This window comes from Faecalimicrobium dakarense (genome assembly GCF_000499525.1).
GTDB lineage: Bacteria > Bacillota > Clostridia > Peptostreptococcales > Peptostreptococcaceae > Faecalimicrobium > Faecalimicrobium dakarense.
Genome location: NZ_HG529244.1, coordinates 35,954 through 52,457 on the forward strand (window position 1 = coordinate 35,954; position 16,504 = coordinate 52,457).

Consider the following 16,504-nt stretch of genomic DNA (forward strand, 5'->3'; position numbering starts at 1 on the left):
TATAATATTTTAACTTGTGAGGGGGGATTATTGAAAATTATAAAATACAAGTATTTTAAAATAATACAATTAAAGGACAAAGCCTAAATAGTTAGCTCTGTTAATAGTGCTGATAAATTAGCAGATAAAGCAAAATAATAAAGGGGAAAAAATAAAAAATGAAATTTAAATTAAGAGAAAAAGTAAAGAAAAAACAAAAGTATAAAAACTCAACTTGCTTTGACAATTGTATGTTTTGCAGTTGTTTGCTGTTTATGTTTAGGATCAATTACAAGTTTTTTAAATTATAAAACTTCTAACAGTATTTTATCGAAAACAGCAGTAGAGACGACTAAACAAGCTGCTGAAACTGTTTCTCAAAAAATTACTAATCTTAAAAATGCAGCAACTCAAACAGGTATTATAAAAGAAATATCAGATCCTAAGGTAAGTGTAGAAGAAAAACAAAGTATTATAACTAGACAGGAAAAACTATATGGATTATCATTAGGTCAAATTTTAGATGCAAACGGTAAAGATCTTTTTAGTGGAAAAGATTATTCTGGAAGGGATTATTTTAAAACTTCTATGGAAGGAAAAGCTTATATGGGTAGTCCTGTTGTTAGTAAGGTAACAGGAGAACTTACACTTGTAGTCTCAGCGCCTATTTGGGAAAATGGAGTACAAGATAGCAAAATAGTGGGAGTTGTAACTTTTGATGCAGATAAAGATTTCCTAAATGATATTATTAATAATATAAAAATAAGTGAAAATAGTTACACTTATCTTATAGATAATGAAGGAACAACAATTGCTGATAAAGACCCTAGTCTTGTTGCTAAGGAAAATACTATAAAAGAAGCAGAAACAAATAAAGATCTAGTGCCTGTTGCAGAAGCTGATAAAAAGCTAATTTCAGGAGAAACAGGGTACACTGATGTAGAGGCAAAAGGAGAAGATTGGATTTTAGGATATGCTCCAGTAAAAAATAGTAGTGGCTGGGGTGTAGGAGTAATGATAAATAAAGCTGATTTCCTTGATCAAATGTATACTTCAATAATGATTACAGTTATACTATCTATAATATTTACAATTATAGCATTTATTGCAGCAATAAAGTTTTCTAATAAAATAGGAAATCCATTAAAAGAATGTAGCGAAAGACTTAAAAAACTAGCCGAAGGTGATTTAAATTCAGATATACCAGTTATATATGAAAATAATGAAATAGGTTTAGTAGCAGAGGCAACAGGTAAAATAGTTACTGATGTTAGAGAAATGATAAATACATTAACAAATATATTAGCTGAAATTAGTAATGGTAATTTAGATATTAATATAGATGATGATAAATACAGTGAGTTATTTGTAAATGACTTTGAACCGATGTTAATAGCTTTAGATAAAATTGTAGACAGTTTAAATAGTACTTTAACACAAATAAATGTTTCTGGGGAACAAGTTGCAATTGGAGCAAATCAAGTAGCAGAGGGAGCTCAAGTACTTTCTCAAGGTGCTACAGAACAATCAAGTTCAATTCAAGAGCTTTCAGCAACTATAAATGAAGTATCAGAGCAAATAAAACAAACTGCAGAAAATGCAGCAAGAGCAAAAGAAATATCTATAAATTCAAGTATTGCTACAGACAAAGGAAAAAAACAAATGCAAGAGATGATTTCAGCAATGGATGAAATTAGCAATACATCAAATGAAATAGGAAATATAATTAAAAACATTGATTCAATAGCATTCCAGACAAACATATTAGCTCTTAATGCAGCTGTAGAAGCAGCACGTGCTGGAGAAGCGGGTAAAGGATTTGCTGTTGTTGCTGATGAAGTTAGAAACCTTGCTGAAAAATCTGCACAAAGTGCAAAAGATACAGCTGAGTTAATAGAAAAATCGCTTATAGCAATCAAAAATGGAAGTGTAATTGTTTCAGAAACTGCAAAATCTCTTGAAGAAGTTGTTAATGGTGCTAAAAAATCAGCAGAAGTTATACAAGAAATTGCAGATGCAAGTAATGAACAATCAGAGCATATAAACCAAGTAAATATAGGTGTAGAACAAATATCTATAGTTGTACAGACTAACTCAGCAACTTCTGAAGAAAGTGCTGCAGCAAGTGAAGAATTATCAAGTCAGGCTGAAATGTTAGAAGAACTTCTTCATAAATTTAAATTAAAAGATGAAAAACCTAAATATTTTGATAGTAAGATGTTATTTGATAGTGAAGAATTCTAGGTATAAATATTTTAAATTTATACATACAGAAAATATATAATATATTAATATTCATAGTATAATGGAAATTCTTATTAATTTCTTCGCAGATAAAAAATTAATAGTTAAGAGTACAAAAAATTACTATTGAAAAATCATCTGATGATAAAACGTTATTTCTAGAATCAGAAGATATTACAAATATAATTAGTTTTAAGTGATTAAATTAATAAAAAAGACACATTTACTTTTATAGAGTAAGTGTGTCTTTTAACATATTATGCAAATAGTTGATAACTAAAAAATTTATAATGTCTCAATCCAAGAATGATAATAATCATATGATTTATCTGAAATTAAATATTTTGATAATATAATTCCACAGTTTTTACCGATACTTTTTATATAGTCTAAATGGTCTTGTAAATAAACCTGATCAACCTCTTCACCCTCAGTTCTTATTAAACACTCAATATATTCATGTTTCTTATTATCACAACTCCATAATATCTTACCATTTGAACTATCAATATTATTAGATACTACACCATAGTGCTTGATTTCTTTATCACCTAGATGAAGAGGAAAGGCTAAAATATTTTGGTTATTGATATAATTTAAAACATTTTTTGTTTGACCTAGATGCAAATGTACAATGCTAGTAAATGGTGGAATCCCATTTCTATAAGGGTTATCTTTTAATTCATTATATGTTTTAATACCTTCTAAGTTTTGGTCAATTTTATATTTTATTGATTCTAACTCTGTAATCTGCTGTTCAAGTTTATCCTTAGAATTAAGGAGAAGTTCTTCAGTATCAGAAACGCTCATTTTCCAGGTTTTACTAACATCTTTCACTGGAATATTTAAATTCCTATAAAAAATAATATCACAAATTTTAATAAGACTATCAGTACAGTATTCTCTATAGTTATTTGAATTATTTCTTAAAGATGAAATTAATCCTTCACTTTCCCAATATCTTAATGTTGATTTAGGAATATTAAATAATTCTGATATTTCTTTAATTGTATATTTTTCGCTCACTAATCATCACCCAATCTTATTTTAAGTTTTATATCGAGAATGGTCAATAAAAAGGTTTTCATAAATTTAGGAAAAGGTATTTACATTAAAGTTACTTTAAAGTATATAATGACATCAAGAGGAGGGATGTAAAATGTATTTAAAATTTCAAGCATTCTTAGAAAAAGCTATAGGCCCAATAGCTACAAAAATGTCAGAAAGTAAAATTGTTCAAGCTCTGACAAATGGTATGATGTCGGTTTTACCAGTTACTTTAGGGGTTGCTTTTATAGCTATAGTGGGTAACTTACCAATTGAGCCATGGCAAAATTTACTTGCCGAAATGGGGTTAACACAATTAATTCAAGATTTAATTAATATTACAAGTGGTCTTTATGCAATTTATATTGTTTGTACAATTTCATATGAAACAGCAAGATTGGAAAATCAAAATCCGATAACTTGTGTAATTTTAAGTTTAGCATCATTCTTAGTTTTAGTTCCACAGGTACAAATACCAGTTGGAGAAGAAGAGTATATGACAGTAATTAAAACTGTATCTATTGGTAGTGAAGGTATTTTCATTGCAATAATAGTAGGTATATCTATTACAATGTTTTATAGTTTCTTAGTTAAAAAGAAAGTAACTATTAAGATGCCAGAATCAGTACCACCAATGGTTAGTGACTCTTTATCACCAACTTTTGCTGCTATGATTATCTTTATGGTTGCATTTATAGTAAAAGCAGGATTCCATTTTTCACCATATGGAGATGCTATGAACTTTGTAAATACTGTTGTATCTGCGCCAATTAGTGCAATTGGAACAAATGCAGTATCAGTTATTATTGTATTTACATTTGCAAATGTATTATGGTTCTTTGGAATACATCCAAGTGCAATAATAAATATATTCTATGCAGTAATTACTCCATTAATTATTGAAAATATTACGGCATTTTTACAAGGTCAACCATTACCATACTTTGAGATTATGTTTATGCTAAGTGTAATAATGATAGGTGGAACAGGGAATACATTAGGTCTATCTATTAACATGTTGTTCTCAAAGTCAGAACGTTATAAATCATTAAGTAAGTTATCTTTTGTGCCAAGTATATTTAATATTAACGAGCCACTAATTTTTGGTGTTCCAGTTATATTAAATCCAATATTCTTCTTACCGTTAGTATTTTCAACAGCTGTTGGGGGAGTAGTAGTTCATTTATTGTATAAAATTGGATTTTTAAATTATATGAATCCAACAATAGAGTTACCATGGGTTACACCGCCAGTAATAGCAGAATGGTTTTATGGTGGATGGCAGTTCGCCCTAGCAATAATTATAGTAATTGCAGTTCAAACTCTTTTATTTATGCCGTTCTTTAAGATGGCAGATAAAAAAGCAGTAGACGAAGAAAAAATGGTAGAGAAGGGGTTAAATTAATGAGCTTTTCAAAAGAATTTTTATGGGGAGGCGCAGTATCAGCTAATCAATGTGAAGGAGCATATAATATTGATGGAAAAGGATTAAGCTCTTCTGATTTTGCTGCTGCTGGAAAGCATAAAGAAGGAAGGTTACATACAGATACCATAAAAATAGGTGAATATTATCCTTCACATGAAGCAATTGATTTTTACCATAGATATAAAGAAGATATTGCATTATTTGCTGAAATGGGATTTAAGTGTTTTAGATTCTCTATTAACTGGCCTAGAATATTTCCAAATGGAGATGATAAAACACCGAATGAAAAAGGATTAGAGTTTTACGATTCATTATTAGATGAGCTAGAAAAATATAATATTGAGCCGATTGTAACTATTTCACACTATGAAGTTCCACAGAACTTAGTAGAGAAGTATGGTTCATGGAAAAATAGAAAGATGATAGACTGCTACATTAATTTTTGTGAAGTTTTATTTAAGAGGTATAAGGATAGAGTAAAATACTGGATGACTTTTAATGAAATAAATGTAATTGATTATAACTCATTTTTCTCTACAGGAATTCAAACTGATAATCTTCAAATAATAATGCAAATGGCACATCATCAACTGATAGCAAGTGCAAAAGCAGTGATGCTTGGACGTGAGATTTCTAAAGAATTTAAAATAGGAATGATGTTAATGTATGGACCTTCATATCCTTATACTTGTAGCCCAAAAGATGTACTACAATCTATTAAGGAAAATGATGAGACTTATCATTACTCAGATATCCAGGTTAGAGGTAGATACTCTAATAAGTCTAAAAAAGTATTAGAACAGAGAAATATAAAAATTGAAATGGAACATAATGATGAAGAAATATTAAAAAAAGGTACAGTTGATTATATTGGGTTTAGCTATTATATGTCATGGACAACAGGGGAAGGTGCTAGTGAGGGTAGCGGTAATATGAGTACAGGTGGTGAAAATCCTTATTTAGAAAAAAGCGAGTGGGGATGGCAGATTGACCCAATAGGACTAAGAATTAGCTTAAATAATTTATATGATCGCTATCAAATTCCACTATTTATAGTAGAAAACGGATTAGGAGCTAAGGATGAGTTAACTGAAGATGGAAAGATTCATGATGAATATAGAATAGACTACCTAAGAAAACATATTGAACAAATGAAATTAGCTGTAGAGGAAGATGGCGTAGACTTAATGGGATATACTCCATGGGGATGTATAGACTTAATAAGTGCATCTACAGGTGAAATGTCTAAAAGATATGGCATGATTTACGTTGATAAAGATGATAAAGGAAATGGATCATTAAAGAGAATTAAAAAAGATAGTTTTTATTGGTACAAAAAAGTAATTGAAAATAATGGGAGGAACTTATAATGAGAAAAATAGTATTATTTTGTAATGCAGGAATGTCAACTAGCTTACTAGTTAACAAAATGAAAGAAGCAGCCCAAAAAGATAAATATGAAGTTCAAATAGAGGCACATGCTATATCTGAAGCAGCAGAGTATGGACCAAGCGCAGATATTGTATTACTTGGGCCACAAGTAAGATTTAATCAAGCAAAGGTAAAAGCACAGTTGCCAAATATTCCAGTTGAAGTAATAGATATTGCTGATTATGGAGCTATGAATGGTAAGTCTGTTATTGATAAAGTGAAAAAAATATTAGGTGACTAAGGCAAAGGGAGATTAGCTATGGAAGGAATGGAATTAATAAGCTTTGAAATTATTTCGAATGTAGGTGGAGCAAGAAGTTGTTATGTAGAAGCAATTGGTCTTGCTAAAAATGGTGATGCAAAAGCTGCAATGGATATGATAAGTGAGGGTGAAGCTTTGTTTGTAAATGGTCATCGTGCTCATGCTAAGCTAGTTCAAGAGGAAGCAGCAGGGAATCCAGTAGTACCTAACTTACTACTTATACATGCAGAGGACCAATTAATGAGTGCAGAAACTTTTAAGATTGTAGCACTAGAATTTATATCTTTATATGAAATGATGAATAGTAACACTAAATGATAGTTATTAAAAATAAAGAAAACCGTACCATAATTAAAGGTGCGGTTTCTTATAATAATGCTTTTAATTTTAACTATTAGGATAACGTTTTCTAAAATATTGATGATAATTCTACATTATAAAAATTTAATTTGTATTAGGGGGATTAATATGATAAGAAAAAATAAATTTATTAAAATTTCAACTCTAATGACAACTTGTATTATTGGTATGACAATGAACGGTTGTAGTTCAACAAGCAATGATATAAGTACTTTAGATTCTTCAAATGTAACACTTATAACTAAGGTTCTTCCATATGGTGAAGTTGGTTATGCTATGGTTTGCGACTTTGGAGATACAGTAGATGCTTCTGAATTAAAACCAGAAAATTTTAAGGTAGAAGTAACTATTGATGATAAAACAGAAGAGAGAACAGTAACTAAGGTATACACAAACGATGAAATTGATTTATCAGAAGAGTCAAAAGAAGGACAGTATGTAGTTATTGAGTTAGATATAGAAGATGAAAATGCAAGTACAATAGTATTTGAGGAAGAAAGATTTTTAAATGACAGATTAGGTACGGATTATACAGTAACTCAAAATACAGATATAAAAACAAAGAATGGAAAGACTTTTAAATCAAGTGAAGATAAAATTAAAAAATCAAATATAGTAACTCCTATTGTAGATGAATTTGAAAAATTAACTTATAAAGACTCATCAGGAAATACGATGGACTATAGACTGTTTGAACCTAAAACTGAAAATAATGAGAAATATCCATTAGTATTATTTTTACATGGCTCAGGAGAAAGAGGTAGTGACAATGAAATGCACATGCTTGGAAATGAAGGTGCATTAGTATGGGCCGACCCTAAGCAACAAGAAAAAAATCCAACATATGTATTAGCACCTCAAGTACCTGCCGCTGATGAACTTACAATGTACTGGACAGAAGAGCCTAATTATACTACGATGTTAAACTTATTAAAAGAAACAATTGAAAAGTATAATATAGATGAGAATCGAATTTATGTTGTTGGAATGTCTAATGGAGGAATAGGAACTTGGAATATTATTGAGAAAAATCCAAAATTATTTGCGGCAGCAGTTCCTATTTGTGGTATAGGAGATATTAATGGTTTAGACCTTGAGTCAGAATATATTCCTATGACAGATTATTCAGCATTTAAGAATATAAAAGATATGCCTATTTGGATTTTCCATGCAGAAGATGACCCATTAGTTGATGTCAGATATAGTAGAGATGCCGAAAAAGCAATAAAAGAATTAGGTGGAACTTCTGTTAAATATACAGAGTATAAAGAGGGAGAAGTTATGCCAATGGGGCATTTCTCTTGGGTACCAGCATTACAAAACCAAGAAATGATAGATTGGGTATTTAGTCAATCAAAATAGTAAACATAGAAATATAACATGAATTAATAAAAATTATGGGGGATTTGTTATTATGGTGAAGAAAGCTATTTTATTATGTTTAGTTGGAATATTGTCAGTTCCACTATATGGATGTTCAAGTAATGATACTGAGGCAGCCAAGGAAAGTAAGCCTGTTGAAATATATTTAACAAGACATGGAAAGACTATGTTAAATAATACAGATAGAGTACAAGGATGGGCAGATGCACCTCTTACAGAAGATGGAATAGAAGTAGTACAGTTTTTAGGAGAAGGTTTAAAGGATATAAAATTTGAAAAAGTATATAGTTCTGATAGCGGTCGTGCAATAGAAACAGCTAAAATAGTATTAGATAAAAGTGGTCAGAGTGATTTGGAAATAATTCAAAGAAAAGAATTAAGAGAATCTTGTTTTGGAGAATTTGAAGGAGAATTAAACTCTACTTTTAGGGAGGAACTTGCTAAAGCTAATAATATGACAATTGAAGAATTTATGCAAAGATTTGATGTTGATGTAATGCTTGATACATGTAAGAAAATTGATAAAAGTAAACAAGCTGAAAGTACAGAAGAGGTTTCAAAGAGAATAAGATCAGAAGTTGATAAAATTATAGAAGAAGCATCAAAAGATGGTGGAGGAAATGTTTTATTAGTATCTCATGGAATATCATTAATGGGATTATTATATACCATAGAACCGGAAGCATTAAATGAAGTAGAAGAGGGGCTTCATAATGCCAGTGTATCAAAGATAGTATATAAAGATGGTAAGTATAGTGTTGAATCAGTAAATGATATGAGCTATGTAGAAAAAGGAAAAGATAAAAAATAATATTATAGCTTTATTTTAGATAATTAGATATTAAAGTGTTCAATGTATAAGAAGTAAAGTTTAAATAATAAAAAAAGGTGTAAAATAGAAAATCAATTCTACTATTACACCTTTTTATTATACCTAATATAATTTAAGTATTAATATTAGTTTTTTACTTAAGTAATGAAACACCTTTATTATAATACTCATCCATCATATCTTTTGGTACCATACTTCCACCAGTTGCCCATGCAATATGAGTTATATTGTTTAATTTATCTTCAAGATTGTTATCTCTTAAATATTTTTTACCTTCTTCAGATGTAAGTATATTTACAATACCTGGAACACCAGCAAGTGCTGAAGGTTCTAAGAATATATTTTCACTATCAGCCATTTTAGTTAATAGTCTGTACATGTTTTCATCTGTAATTGAATAGCATCCACTCATTAATTTTTCTAAAGTTTTACCAACAAATCCAGAAGCTCTACCTACTGCTAATCCATCTGCTGCAGTTATATTATCTATTCCAAATTCTTGAACAGATATATTATCATGTTCTCCAGTCATACATCCCATCATCATACATGGAGAATGTGTTGGTTCAGCAAAGAAGAAATGCACATTATCTTTATATAAAAGCTTAAGTCCAAAAGCAACTCCACCAGGACCTCCACCAACTCCGCATGGTAAATATACGAATAATGGATTATTACTATCTACTTTTACACCCATATCTTTTAGCTGCTTATCTAATCTTTTAGCTGCTACTGAATATCCTAAGAATAAGTTTTTAGAATTTTCATCATCTACAAAGTAGCTACTAGCATCTGCTTCAGCTTGCTTTCTACCTTCTTCAACAGCTTTACTGTAATCAGATTCATATTCTATAACCTCTACACCTCTGCTTCTTAAAAGATCCTTTTTCCATTGTCTTGCATCTGCTGACATATGAACAGTAACTTTGAAACCAAGCTTAGCACTCATTATACCTATACTTAAACCTAAATTTCCAGTTGATCCTACTACCACAGAATAATTAGAGAAAAATGCTCTAACTTCATCGCTATCTAACTTTTCATAGTTATCTTCTAATGTAATTATATTATTTTCTAAAGCTAAATCTTCTGCACGCTTTAAAACTTCATATATACCACCTCTAGCTTTTATAGATCCTGATACTTTAAGATGACTATCGCACTTTAATAAAAGATTTCCTAAAAGCTTCTCACCACATATTTCTTCTAATTTAGCTTTCATATTATCTATTTTAGCTATTGGAGATTCTATTATACCGTTTTCTGGCTTAGTTTCAGGGAATACTTTTGCTATATATGGAGCAAATCTATCTAATCTTTTCTCTGCATCTAATACATCATCATCAGATAGAGAAACATTTTTCATTCCTTCTTCAAAGTTGCTATGTTGTGGATTTATCCATAATGATTCCTTTAAATCTATTATCTCTTGTAATAATGGATATTCTTCTATCCAAGTTGATATTTCTTTGTTTAATACTTTTGAATTAGTCATAATTAACCATCCTTATCTTAATATTATATAGATTTATATATTATTCTTAGTTAAATAATATTTAATTTCAACTTAATAAATTAAGTGTGTTTTAATAAATACTAGCATGTTTTTTTATGATAGTCAATAATATTTAATTATTTTAATTTTAATTAAATAGAATTTAATCAAATTGCGTAAAGTAGTCTATACTGATATAATTATCTAAATAATAATTTAAAATACGTAAAAATGAGGTAGTTTATAAATGAATGAAGTAGATATATCAAAAAATATTTCTGAATACAGAAAAGGAAAAGAATTAACTATTAAAGAGTTAGCTAATTTAATAGGTGTTACACCATCACTGCTTAGCCAAATAGAAAAAGGAAGCGCTAATCCGTCTATTAATACACTAAAACAAATTGCTAATGCTTTGGATATACCAATGTTTAATTTTTTCATAAATGATGTTGCAACTGAAAGTTTAGTAGTTAGAAAAGATAGTCGTAAGAAAATAATGTTTGCTGAAGATGACAGTTTTGCATATGAATTGTTAACACCCAACTCAAAAGGAGATATTGAGTTTATGCTTATGAAAATACCTCCTAAGAAATCTTCCTCAAAAGAACTTTTTAGCCATAAGGGTGAAGAGGTTGCTTATGTAATGAAAGGATCAGTTAATCTTTATTTAATGAATGAGGTAGTTGAACTAAATTGTGGCGATAGTATAAAAATACCTCCACACTCAAATCACAAATGGGAAAATATATCTGATTTTGATTGTGAAGTGATATTTGCAGTAACACCACCTTCTTTCTAAAGTTATCTATAATAGGAAGCGTTACTTGATGCCGTAGTAAAAAATATAATATTAAAATTAAATATACAAAAAATAATATAGGAGATATAAATGTTAGCTCAAGAGAGATATGAATATATAATAGAAATTTTGAAGAGAGATTGTGCAGTTAAAGTATCTAAATTAATAAAAGAACTAAATGTATCAATAGAAACTATAAGAAGAGATTTGGAACACTTAGAAAAAGAAGGTATATTAGAACGAGTTTATGGAGGCGCTGTTTTAAAGAAAGTATCAGTAGATAAACTAAGCTTTGAAAAAAGAGAAGAAGAATTTAAAGAAGAGAAATTGGAGATAGCATCTATTGCTATAAAATACATAAATGAAGGTCAATCTATAGCATTAAATGATAGTACAACTAATGTAGAAATAGCTAGGCAATTAAAAAATAAATTTAAAAATATAACAGTTATAACTAATTCTTTAATAATAGCAACAGAATTAGCTAATAGCCAAGGTATAAATATAATACTAGCAGGTGGACTATTAAATAATAAAGAATATGCATTTTATGGTGAGTTTGCAAAAAATATATTGAAAAACTTTATAGTAGACAGAGCATTTATAAGCGTTGGAGGAGTTTCTTTAAATAGAGGAATAACAGATTATGATATACATACTGTAGAGATACAGCAAATGTTAATTGAAATATCAAAAGAAGCAATTATATTAGCTGATAGTAGTAAGATAGATAGTGTGTCTTTAACTAAAATTTCAGATATAGAAGACGTTAATTTTATAATTACAGATAGCAAGGCCGATAAAAATATTGTTAGTAAATATTTAAAACATGGTGTAGAGATAATAAATAAATAATAAATTTATAAAAAACGACTTAAATTAAACTTAATTTAAGTCGTTTTTTTAAAATTTAATTTAAGTTGTCCTTTTGTGTAATTTCAAGAGTTATAAGGAATAAAGATGTAAATAAATGCAATCAAATACAAATAAATACAATAAAAACAATTGCAAATCCACAAAAATCTATATATACTAAAAATGAAAATGGTATCCTTTAAAACGAAACCATTATTAAATGAAATTAAGGAGGCAAAGAAGTAAAATAATCAGCGGGAAAATGATATCTCTAAAGTGAAATCATTATTAAATAATATTAAGGAGTGAGACAGATGAATAACAAGAAAGAAAACATTAAAAAATGGATTACTTTTATAATCTTAACATTAGGAGCAGGAACCATATATAAGTTATGTTTTTTAAAAGATGCATTTTATGTTCCGATGCAAGAATACTTAGGGCTTACACATACTCAAATAGGAAATGCTTTGTCTATAAGTGGTACAGTAACGACTCTGGGGTTTATAGCAGCTGTATGGTTATCGGATAGAATATCTAAGAGAATACTATTACCAGTTGGTCTTATTGGTACAGGACTTTTAGGTTTGTGGTTGGCAACTTTCCCAGGATACAACCAAATATTATTAATATGGGCATTATTTGCTTTAACAAATGATATGATTTTCTGGCCAGTTTTACTTAAAAGCATTAAATCATTAGGTGGTAAAGACGGACAGGGTAGAATATTTGGATACTTTGAAGCAAGTAGAGGACTTGTAGATACTTTGGTAGCTTTTGCTGCACTTGGAATATTTGCTTACTTTGGGTCTAGTGAAATAGGATTTAGAAATTCTATATTATTTTACTCTATAACAGTAATAGTTATAGGTATAGCAGCGTTCTTTGTTCTTGAAGATGATAAAAATTATTCTAAAAATAATAAAGAAGAAGGTAAAAAAGCTAAGGTTTCTCCAATAGTGGCTTTCAAAACAAAAGAGATATGGCTAGCAGCATTTAATACTTTCTTTGTGTATGCAATATACTGCGGAATAACTTACTTTATACCTTTCTTAAAAGATGTATATGCTTTACCAGTTGCATTAGTTGGAGCTTATGGAATTATAACTCAATATGGATTAAAAATGGTTGGTGGACCAATAGGTGGATACTTAGCAGACAAAAAATTCCATTCACCAACAAAATATATAAGATTTGGATTTCTAATATGTATAGCTCTTTTAGTTATAATGGTCATAGCACCACATAATTCATTAAATGTTTATACAGGTATGGCTATGACATTAATATTTGGAGCTGTACTATTCTCTATGAGAGCGGTATTCTTTGCTCCAATGGGTGAAATAAATATATCTGAAGATATAACAGGTGCAGCAATGTCTATAGGTAGTTTTATAGGATATGCACCAGGAATGTTTTGTTATTCACTATATGGAAATATTTTAGATAAAAATCCAGGTTTATCAGGATATAGAATGATATTTATTATGATGATAGGATCTGCTGTATTAGGGTTTATAGTTAGTACATTACTTGTAAATGCAATTAAAAAAATAAAATAGAACAATTAAATTCAGAAGTAAAATAAAAATTAATATATATAAATATTCAATAAAGTTTAGTCATAGAGATTTTTATTAAATTTAAAATAAACAAATATTATTATATAAGTATAAAAGTGACAAATAGGAATATAAATTTTTAAAAGTATGATAAATATTATATAATAAATTAGGTTTTAGAATCAAAATTGAAGGGAAAACGATTTATGAAATCTGAAAAGAATATAAAAAAATATATTACATTTATAATTTTAACAATGTCTACGGGAGTAGTATATAAATTACCTTATATTCAAGATGTATTTTATGTTCCAATACAAAAAAGCTTAAATTTAACTCATACTCAGATTGGAAATATACTATCCATAGCTGGATTTTTTAGTACTTTTGGTTTTCTAGGATCTATATATTTTATAGATAGAATATCTAAAAAAATATTAATACCATGTGGCCTTATAGGCGTTGGTATTGCAGGTATATATTTATCTACTTTTCCAGGTTATTATATGCTTATATTAATATGGATTTTATTTTCATTATTTAGTGATATGCTTTACTGGCCAGTATTAGTAAAAAGTGTGAAAAGCCTTGGCAATAACAATGAGCAAGGAAGAATATTTGGATTTTTTGAAGCTGGTAGAGGTTTATTTGATACAGTAATAGTATTTATGGCATTGTATTTATTTTCTAGATTAAAATCTCTCAAGTATGTAATATTATTTTACTCAATTTCAGCCATAATTATGGGTATATTAGCATTTATAGTTTTAGAAAAAGATGAGCCTACAAAAGCGAAAAAAGAACGTAACTCAAGGGTGAATTTTGAGATAGTAAAATTAAAAGAGGTTTGGTTAGTAGCAGGAAATATGTTTTGTGCTTATGCAATTTATTGTGGATTAACATATACAATGCCATTTTTACAAAATACATATAACGTTAGCGTATTACTAATTGGAGTTTATTCAATGATAAATCAATATGGAATAAAAATGTTAGCAGGACCATTTGGAGGATATTTAGCCGATAAAAGATTTAAATCTCCATCAAAGTACTTTAGATTTAGTTTTATATCAATAATACTTGTTATGATTTTTATGATTGTTTTACCTCATAAAAATCTTAGTGTAAATATAGGCTTTATATTTGTTATTGTTTTTGCAGCACTAGCAAATTCTATGAAAGCTCTATTGTTTGCACCTATGCAAGAAGTAGGAATTGATGAGAATATATCAGGAGCGGCAATATCATTAGCAAGTTTTATAGGATATTCACCATTAGTATTTTGCTATTCATTATATGGGAATATTTTAGATAGATTTAAAGGCCTTCTTGGATACAAAATACTATTTAGCATTATAATAGTTTTTGGCCTGGTAGGATTATTAATAAATAAAAAACTTATAAAAGTAACTAAATTGAAAAAATCGATAGAAAATTAATAACATTGTTTAAAATAAGGAGAATATAAAATGAACAGTAGACCAAGTGTTTTATTAATATCAATAGATGCTCTAAAACCAGAGTTTGTATTTGAATCAGAAAGAATAGGAGTTAATCTTCCTAATTTAAAAAAATACTTTGTGGAAAATGGAACTTATGCATCAAAAGGTGTTAAAAGTGTATTTCCTACATTTACATATACTTGCCACCATTCTATGATAACAGGTACTTATCCGGCAACTCATGGAATACACACTAATAAAATATTTGATCCAACAGGGAAGCATATGGATGCATGGTATTGGTATGTAAGTGAAAATGTTAAAAATTTATGGGAATGTGCTAAAGAAAATGGATATATATCTTCAAGTGTAGGATTTCCTGTATCTGTTGGAGCAAAGTCAGATTACCATATACCAGAAATATGGAGAGATGGAAGTGAACTTGATAGCAAACTAATAGATGCAGTAAGTGCACCACAAGGAATAGTTAAAGAAATAGAAAAAGAAATCGGTAGATTTGCAGGGGGAACAGACTTAACTATTGAAGGAGATACTGTAAGACAAAAAGCAGCTATGTGGATATTAGAAAATAAAATAAAAAATCGTATAGAAGAAAAGCCATTTTTTATGTCATGCTATTATGCATCATATGATGAGACTGCTCACGGTAATGGCGTATATAGTAAAAAAGCAATAGCAGATCTTGAAAAAATAGATGAATTAGTTGGAGAACTAGTAAGAAAGGCTCATGAAATTACAAATGATAATGTAGTAGTATGTGTGGTTTCAGACCATGGCCTTATAGATAATAACTATGATATAAAGCCAAATGTAATTTTAGCTGAAAATGGATTACTTGAAATTAATGAAAATAATAAAGTAATAAACTGGGAAGCTTGGTGTCAACGTTCTGGTGGAGTTGGACAAATAAAGCTTAAAGATAGAGAAAACAAAGAAGTAAGAAAAAAAGTCGAAGATATATTAAAAGAGCTTTCAAAGGATGAAAACAGTGGAATTAGTGAAATAATAACAGGAAAAGAAGCTAAGAAAACTAGAAGAGGATTCCCGGATGCTGATTATGTTATTATATCTAAGCCAGGATATGAAGTAAGAGAAGATACAGTAGGAAAATATCTAGATAGCAATACATCACAAAAAGCTCAACACGGTTATTGCGAAAATTTAAAAGATATGAGAGCATCTTTTTATATAGAAGGAGTTAATATAGAAAAGAATAAGGATATAGAAGAACTAAGATTAATTGATGTTGCTCCAACTCTTGCAAATATAATGGGATTTGAAATATCAACAGCTGAAGGAGAAAATATATTAGTTTAAAACTATGATTATATAAACTGAAAGTATTATTAATTTGAATAGGAGA

14 protein-coding genes are annotated in these 16,504 nt (G+C 28.9%); 12 read left to right on the forward strand and 2 right to left on the reverse strand.

Annotation, left to right across the window (positions count from 1 at the left end; translation table 11 throughout):
- Positions 1–219 precede the first annotated feature (219 nt).
- On the forward strand, positions 220–2,223 hold the full coding sequence (locus tag BN899_RS02875) for a methyl-accepting chemotaxis protein (RefSeq protein ID WP_042272705.1): 2,004 nt from the start codon (positions 220–222) through the stop codon (positions 2,221–2,223).
- A gap of 285 nt (positions 2,224–2,508) precedes the next feature.
- Here BN899_RS02875 and BN899_RS02880 read toward each other — a convergent pair whose 3' ends face one another.
- Complete coding sequence (locus tag BN899_RS02880) at positions 2,509–3,249, reverse strand: MerR family DNA-binding transcriptional regulator (protein ID WP_042272708.1); 741 nt, start codon at positions 3,247–3,249, stop codon at positions 2,509–2,511.
- Positions 3,250–3,382: 133 nt separating this feature from the next.
- Here BN899_RS02880 and BN899_RS02885 point away from each other — a divergent pair, with 133 nt between their 5' ends.
- The 6 genes from BN899_RS02885 (at position 3,383) to BN899_RS02910 (ending at position 8,943) form a co-directional block, all read left to right on the forward strand.
- Positions 3,383–4,675 (forward strand): PTS sugar transporter subunit IIC, encoded by a 1,293-nt coding sequence (locus BN899_RS02885; RefSeq protein WP_042272711.1) that lies wholly within the window; start codon positions 3,383–3,385, stop codon positions 4,673–4,675.
- On the forward strand, positions 4,675–6,066 hold the full coding sequence (locus tag BN899_RS02890) for a glycoside hydrolase family 1 protein (RefSeq protein WP_042272714.1): 1,392 nt from the start codon (positions 4,675–4,677) through the stop codon (positions 6,064–6,066). The genes BN899_RS02885 and BN899_RS02890 overlap by 1 nt, the downstream gene beginning before the upstream one ends.
- A complete protein-coding gene (locus tag BN899_RS02895; protein WP_042272716.1) occupies positions 6,066–6,368 on the forward strand; it encodes a PTS sugar transporter subunit IIB in 303 nt (100 codons plus the stop codon). The genes BN899_RS02890 and BN899_RS02895 overlap by 1 nt, the downstream gene beginning before the upstream one ends.
- An 18-nt stretch (positions 6,369–6,386) precedes the next feature.
- Positions 6,387–6,707, forward strand: a complete 321-nt coding sequence (locus tag BN899_RS02900) for a PTS lactose/cellobiose transporter subunit IIA (RefSeq protein WP_042272719.1) — start codon at positions 6,387–6,389, stop codon at positions 6,705–6,707.
- Between the two features lie 150 nt (positions 6,708–6,857).
- Positions 6,858–8,111 (forward strand): prolyl oligopeptidase family serine peptidase, encoded by a 1,254-nt coding sequence (locus BN899_RS02905; RefSeq protein WP_052356534.1) that lies wholly within the window; start codon positions 6,858–6,860, stop codon positions 8,109–8,111.
- A 52-nt stretch (positions 8,112–8,163) separates the two neighbouring features.
- The gene (locus BN899_RS02910; RefSeq protein ID WP_081712140.1) at positions 8,164–8,943 is read left to right on the forward strand and encodes a histidine phosphatase family protein; all 780 of its coding nucleotides are present in this window, start codon (positions 8,164–8,166) and stop codon (positions 8,941–8,943) included.
- Positions 8,944–9,097: 154 nt separating this feature from the next.
- Here BN899_RS02910 and BN899_RS02915 read toward each other — a convergent pair whose 3' ends face one another.
- Positions 9,098–10,459 (reverse strand): D-serine ammonia-lyase, encoded by a 1,362-nt coding sequence (locus tag BN899_RS02915; protein WP_042272721.1) that lies wholly within the window; start codon positions 10,457–10,459, stop codon positions 9,098–9,100.
- A 247-nt stretch (positions 10,460–10,706) separates the two neighbouring features.
- Between BN899_RS02915 and BN899_RS02920 the strand changes: the two genes are divergently transcribed.
- The 5 genes from BN899_RS02920 to BN899_RS02940 all read left to right on the forward strand — a co-directional run bounded on the left by BN899_RS02920 (position 10,707) and on the right by BN899_RS02940 (position 16,458).
- Positions 10,707–11,261, forward strand: coding sequence for a helix-turn-helix domain-containing protein (locus tag BN899_RS02920; protein WP_042272725.1), 555 nt, complete (start codon positions 10,707–10,709; stop codon positions 11,259–11,261).
- Between the two features lie 90 nt (positions 11,262–11,351).
- The gene (locus BN899_RS02925; protein WP_042272727.1) at positions 11,352–12,116 is read left to right on the forward strand and encodes a DeoR/GlpR family DNA-binding transcription regulator; all 765 of its coding nucleotides are present in this window, start codon (positions 11,352–11,354) and stop codon (positions 12,114–12,116) included.
- 314 nt (positions 12,117–12,430) lie between these two features.
- Positions 12,431–13,678 (forward strand): MFS transporter, encoded by a 1,248-nt coding sequence (locus BN899_RS02930; protein ID WP_042272729.1) that lies wholly within the window; start codon positions 12,431–12,433, stop codon positions 13,676–13,678.
- 206 nt (positions 13,679–13,884) lie between these two features.
- Complete coding sequence (locus BN899_RS02935) at positions 13,885–15,117, forward strand: MFS transporter (RefSeq protein ID WP_042272731.1); 1,233 nt, start codon at positions 13,885–13,887, stop codon at positions 15,115–15,117.
- A gap of 30 nt (positions 15,118–15,147) precedes the next feature.
- Positions 15,148–16,458, forward strand: coding sequence for an alkaline phosphatase family protein (locus BN899_RS02940; protein WP_042272734.1), 1,311 nt, complete (start codon positions 15,148–15,150; stop codon positions 16,456–16,458).
- Positions 16,459–16,504: the final 46 nt, after the last annotated feature.

Excerpts from the sequence above, each read along its gene's own strand:
- BN899_RS02885 (WP_042272711.1), top strand. The coding sequence starts at position 3,383 with ATGTATTTAAAATTTCAAGCATTCTTAGAAAAAGCTATAGGCCCAATA.
- BN899_RS02890 (WP_042272714.1), top strand. The coding sequence starts at position 4,675 with ATGAGCTTTTCAAAAGAATTTTTATGGGGAGGCGCAGTATCAGCTAAT.
- BN899_RS02895 (WP_042272716.1), top strand. The coding sequence starts at position 6,066 with ATGAGAAAAATAGTATTATTTTGTAATGCAGGAATGTCAACTAGCTTA.
- BN899_RS02900 (WP_042272719.1), top strand. The coding sequence starts at position 6,387 with ATGGAAGGAATGGAATTAATAAGCTTTGAAATTATTTCGAATGTAGGT.
- BN899_RS02905 (WP_052356534.1), top strand. The coding sequence starts at position 6,858 with ATGATAAGAAAAAATAAATTTATTAAAATTTCAACTCTAATGACAACT.
- BN899_RS02910 (WP_081712140.1), top strand. The coding sequence starts at position 8,164 with ATGGTGAAGAAAGCTATTTTATTATGTTTAGTTGGAATATTGTCAGTT.
- BN899_RS02915 (WP_042272721.1), bottom strand. The coding sequence starts at position 10,459 with ATGACTAATTCAAAAGTATTAAACAAAGAAATATCAACTTGGATAGAA.
- BN899_RS02920 (WP_042272725.1), top strand. The coding sequence starts at position 10,707 with ATGAATGAAGTAGATATATCAAAAAATATTTCTGAATACAGAAAAGGA.
- BN899_RS02925 (WP_042272727.1), top strand. The coding sequence starts at position 11,352 with ATGTTAGCTCAAGAGAGATATGAATATATAATAGAAATTTTGAAGAGA.
- BN899_RS02930 (WP_042272729.1), top strand. The coding sequence starts at position 12,431 with ATGAATAACAAGAAAGAAAACATTAAAAAATGGATTACTTTTATAATC.
- BN899_RS02935 (WP_042272731.1), top strand. The coding sequence starts at position 13,885 with ATGAAATCTGAAAAGAATATAAAAAAATATATTACATTTATAATTTTA.
- BN899_RS02940 (WP_042272734.1), top strand. The coding sequence starts at position 15,148 with ATGAACAGTAGACCAAGTGTTTTATTAATATCAATAGATGCTCTAAAA.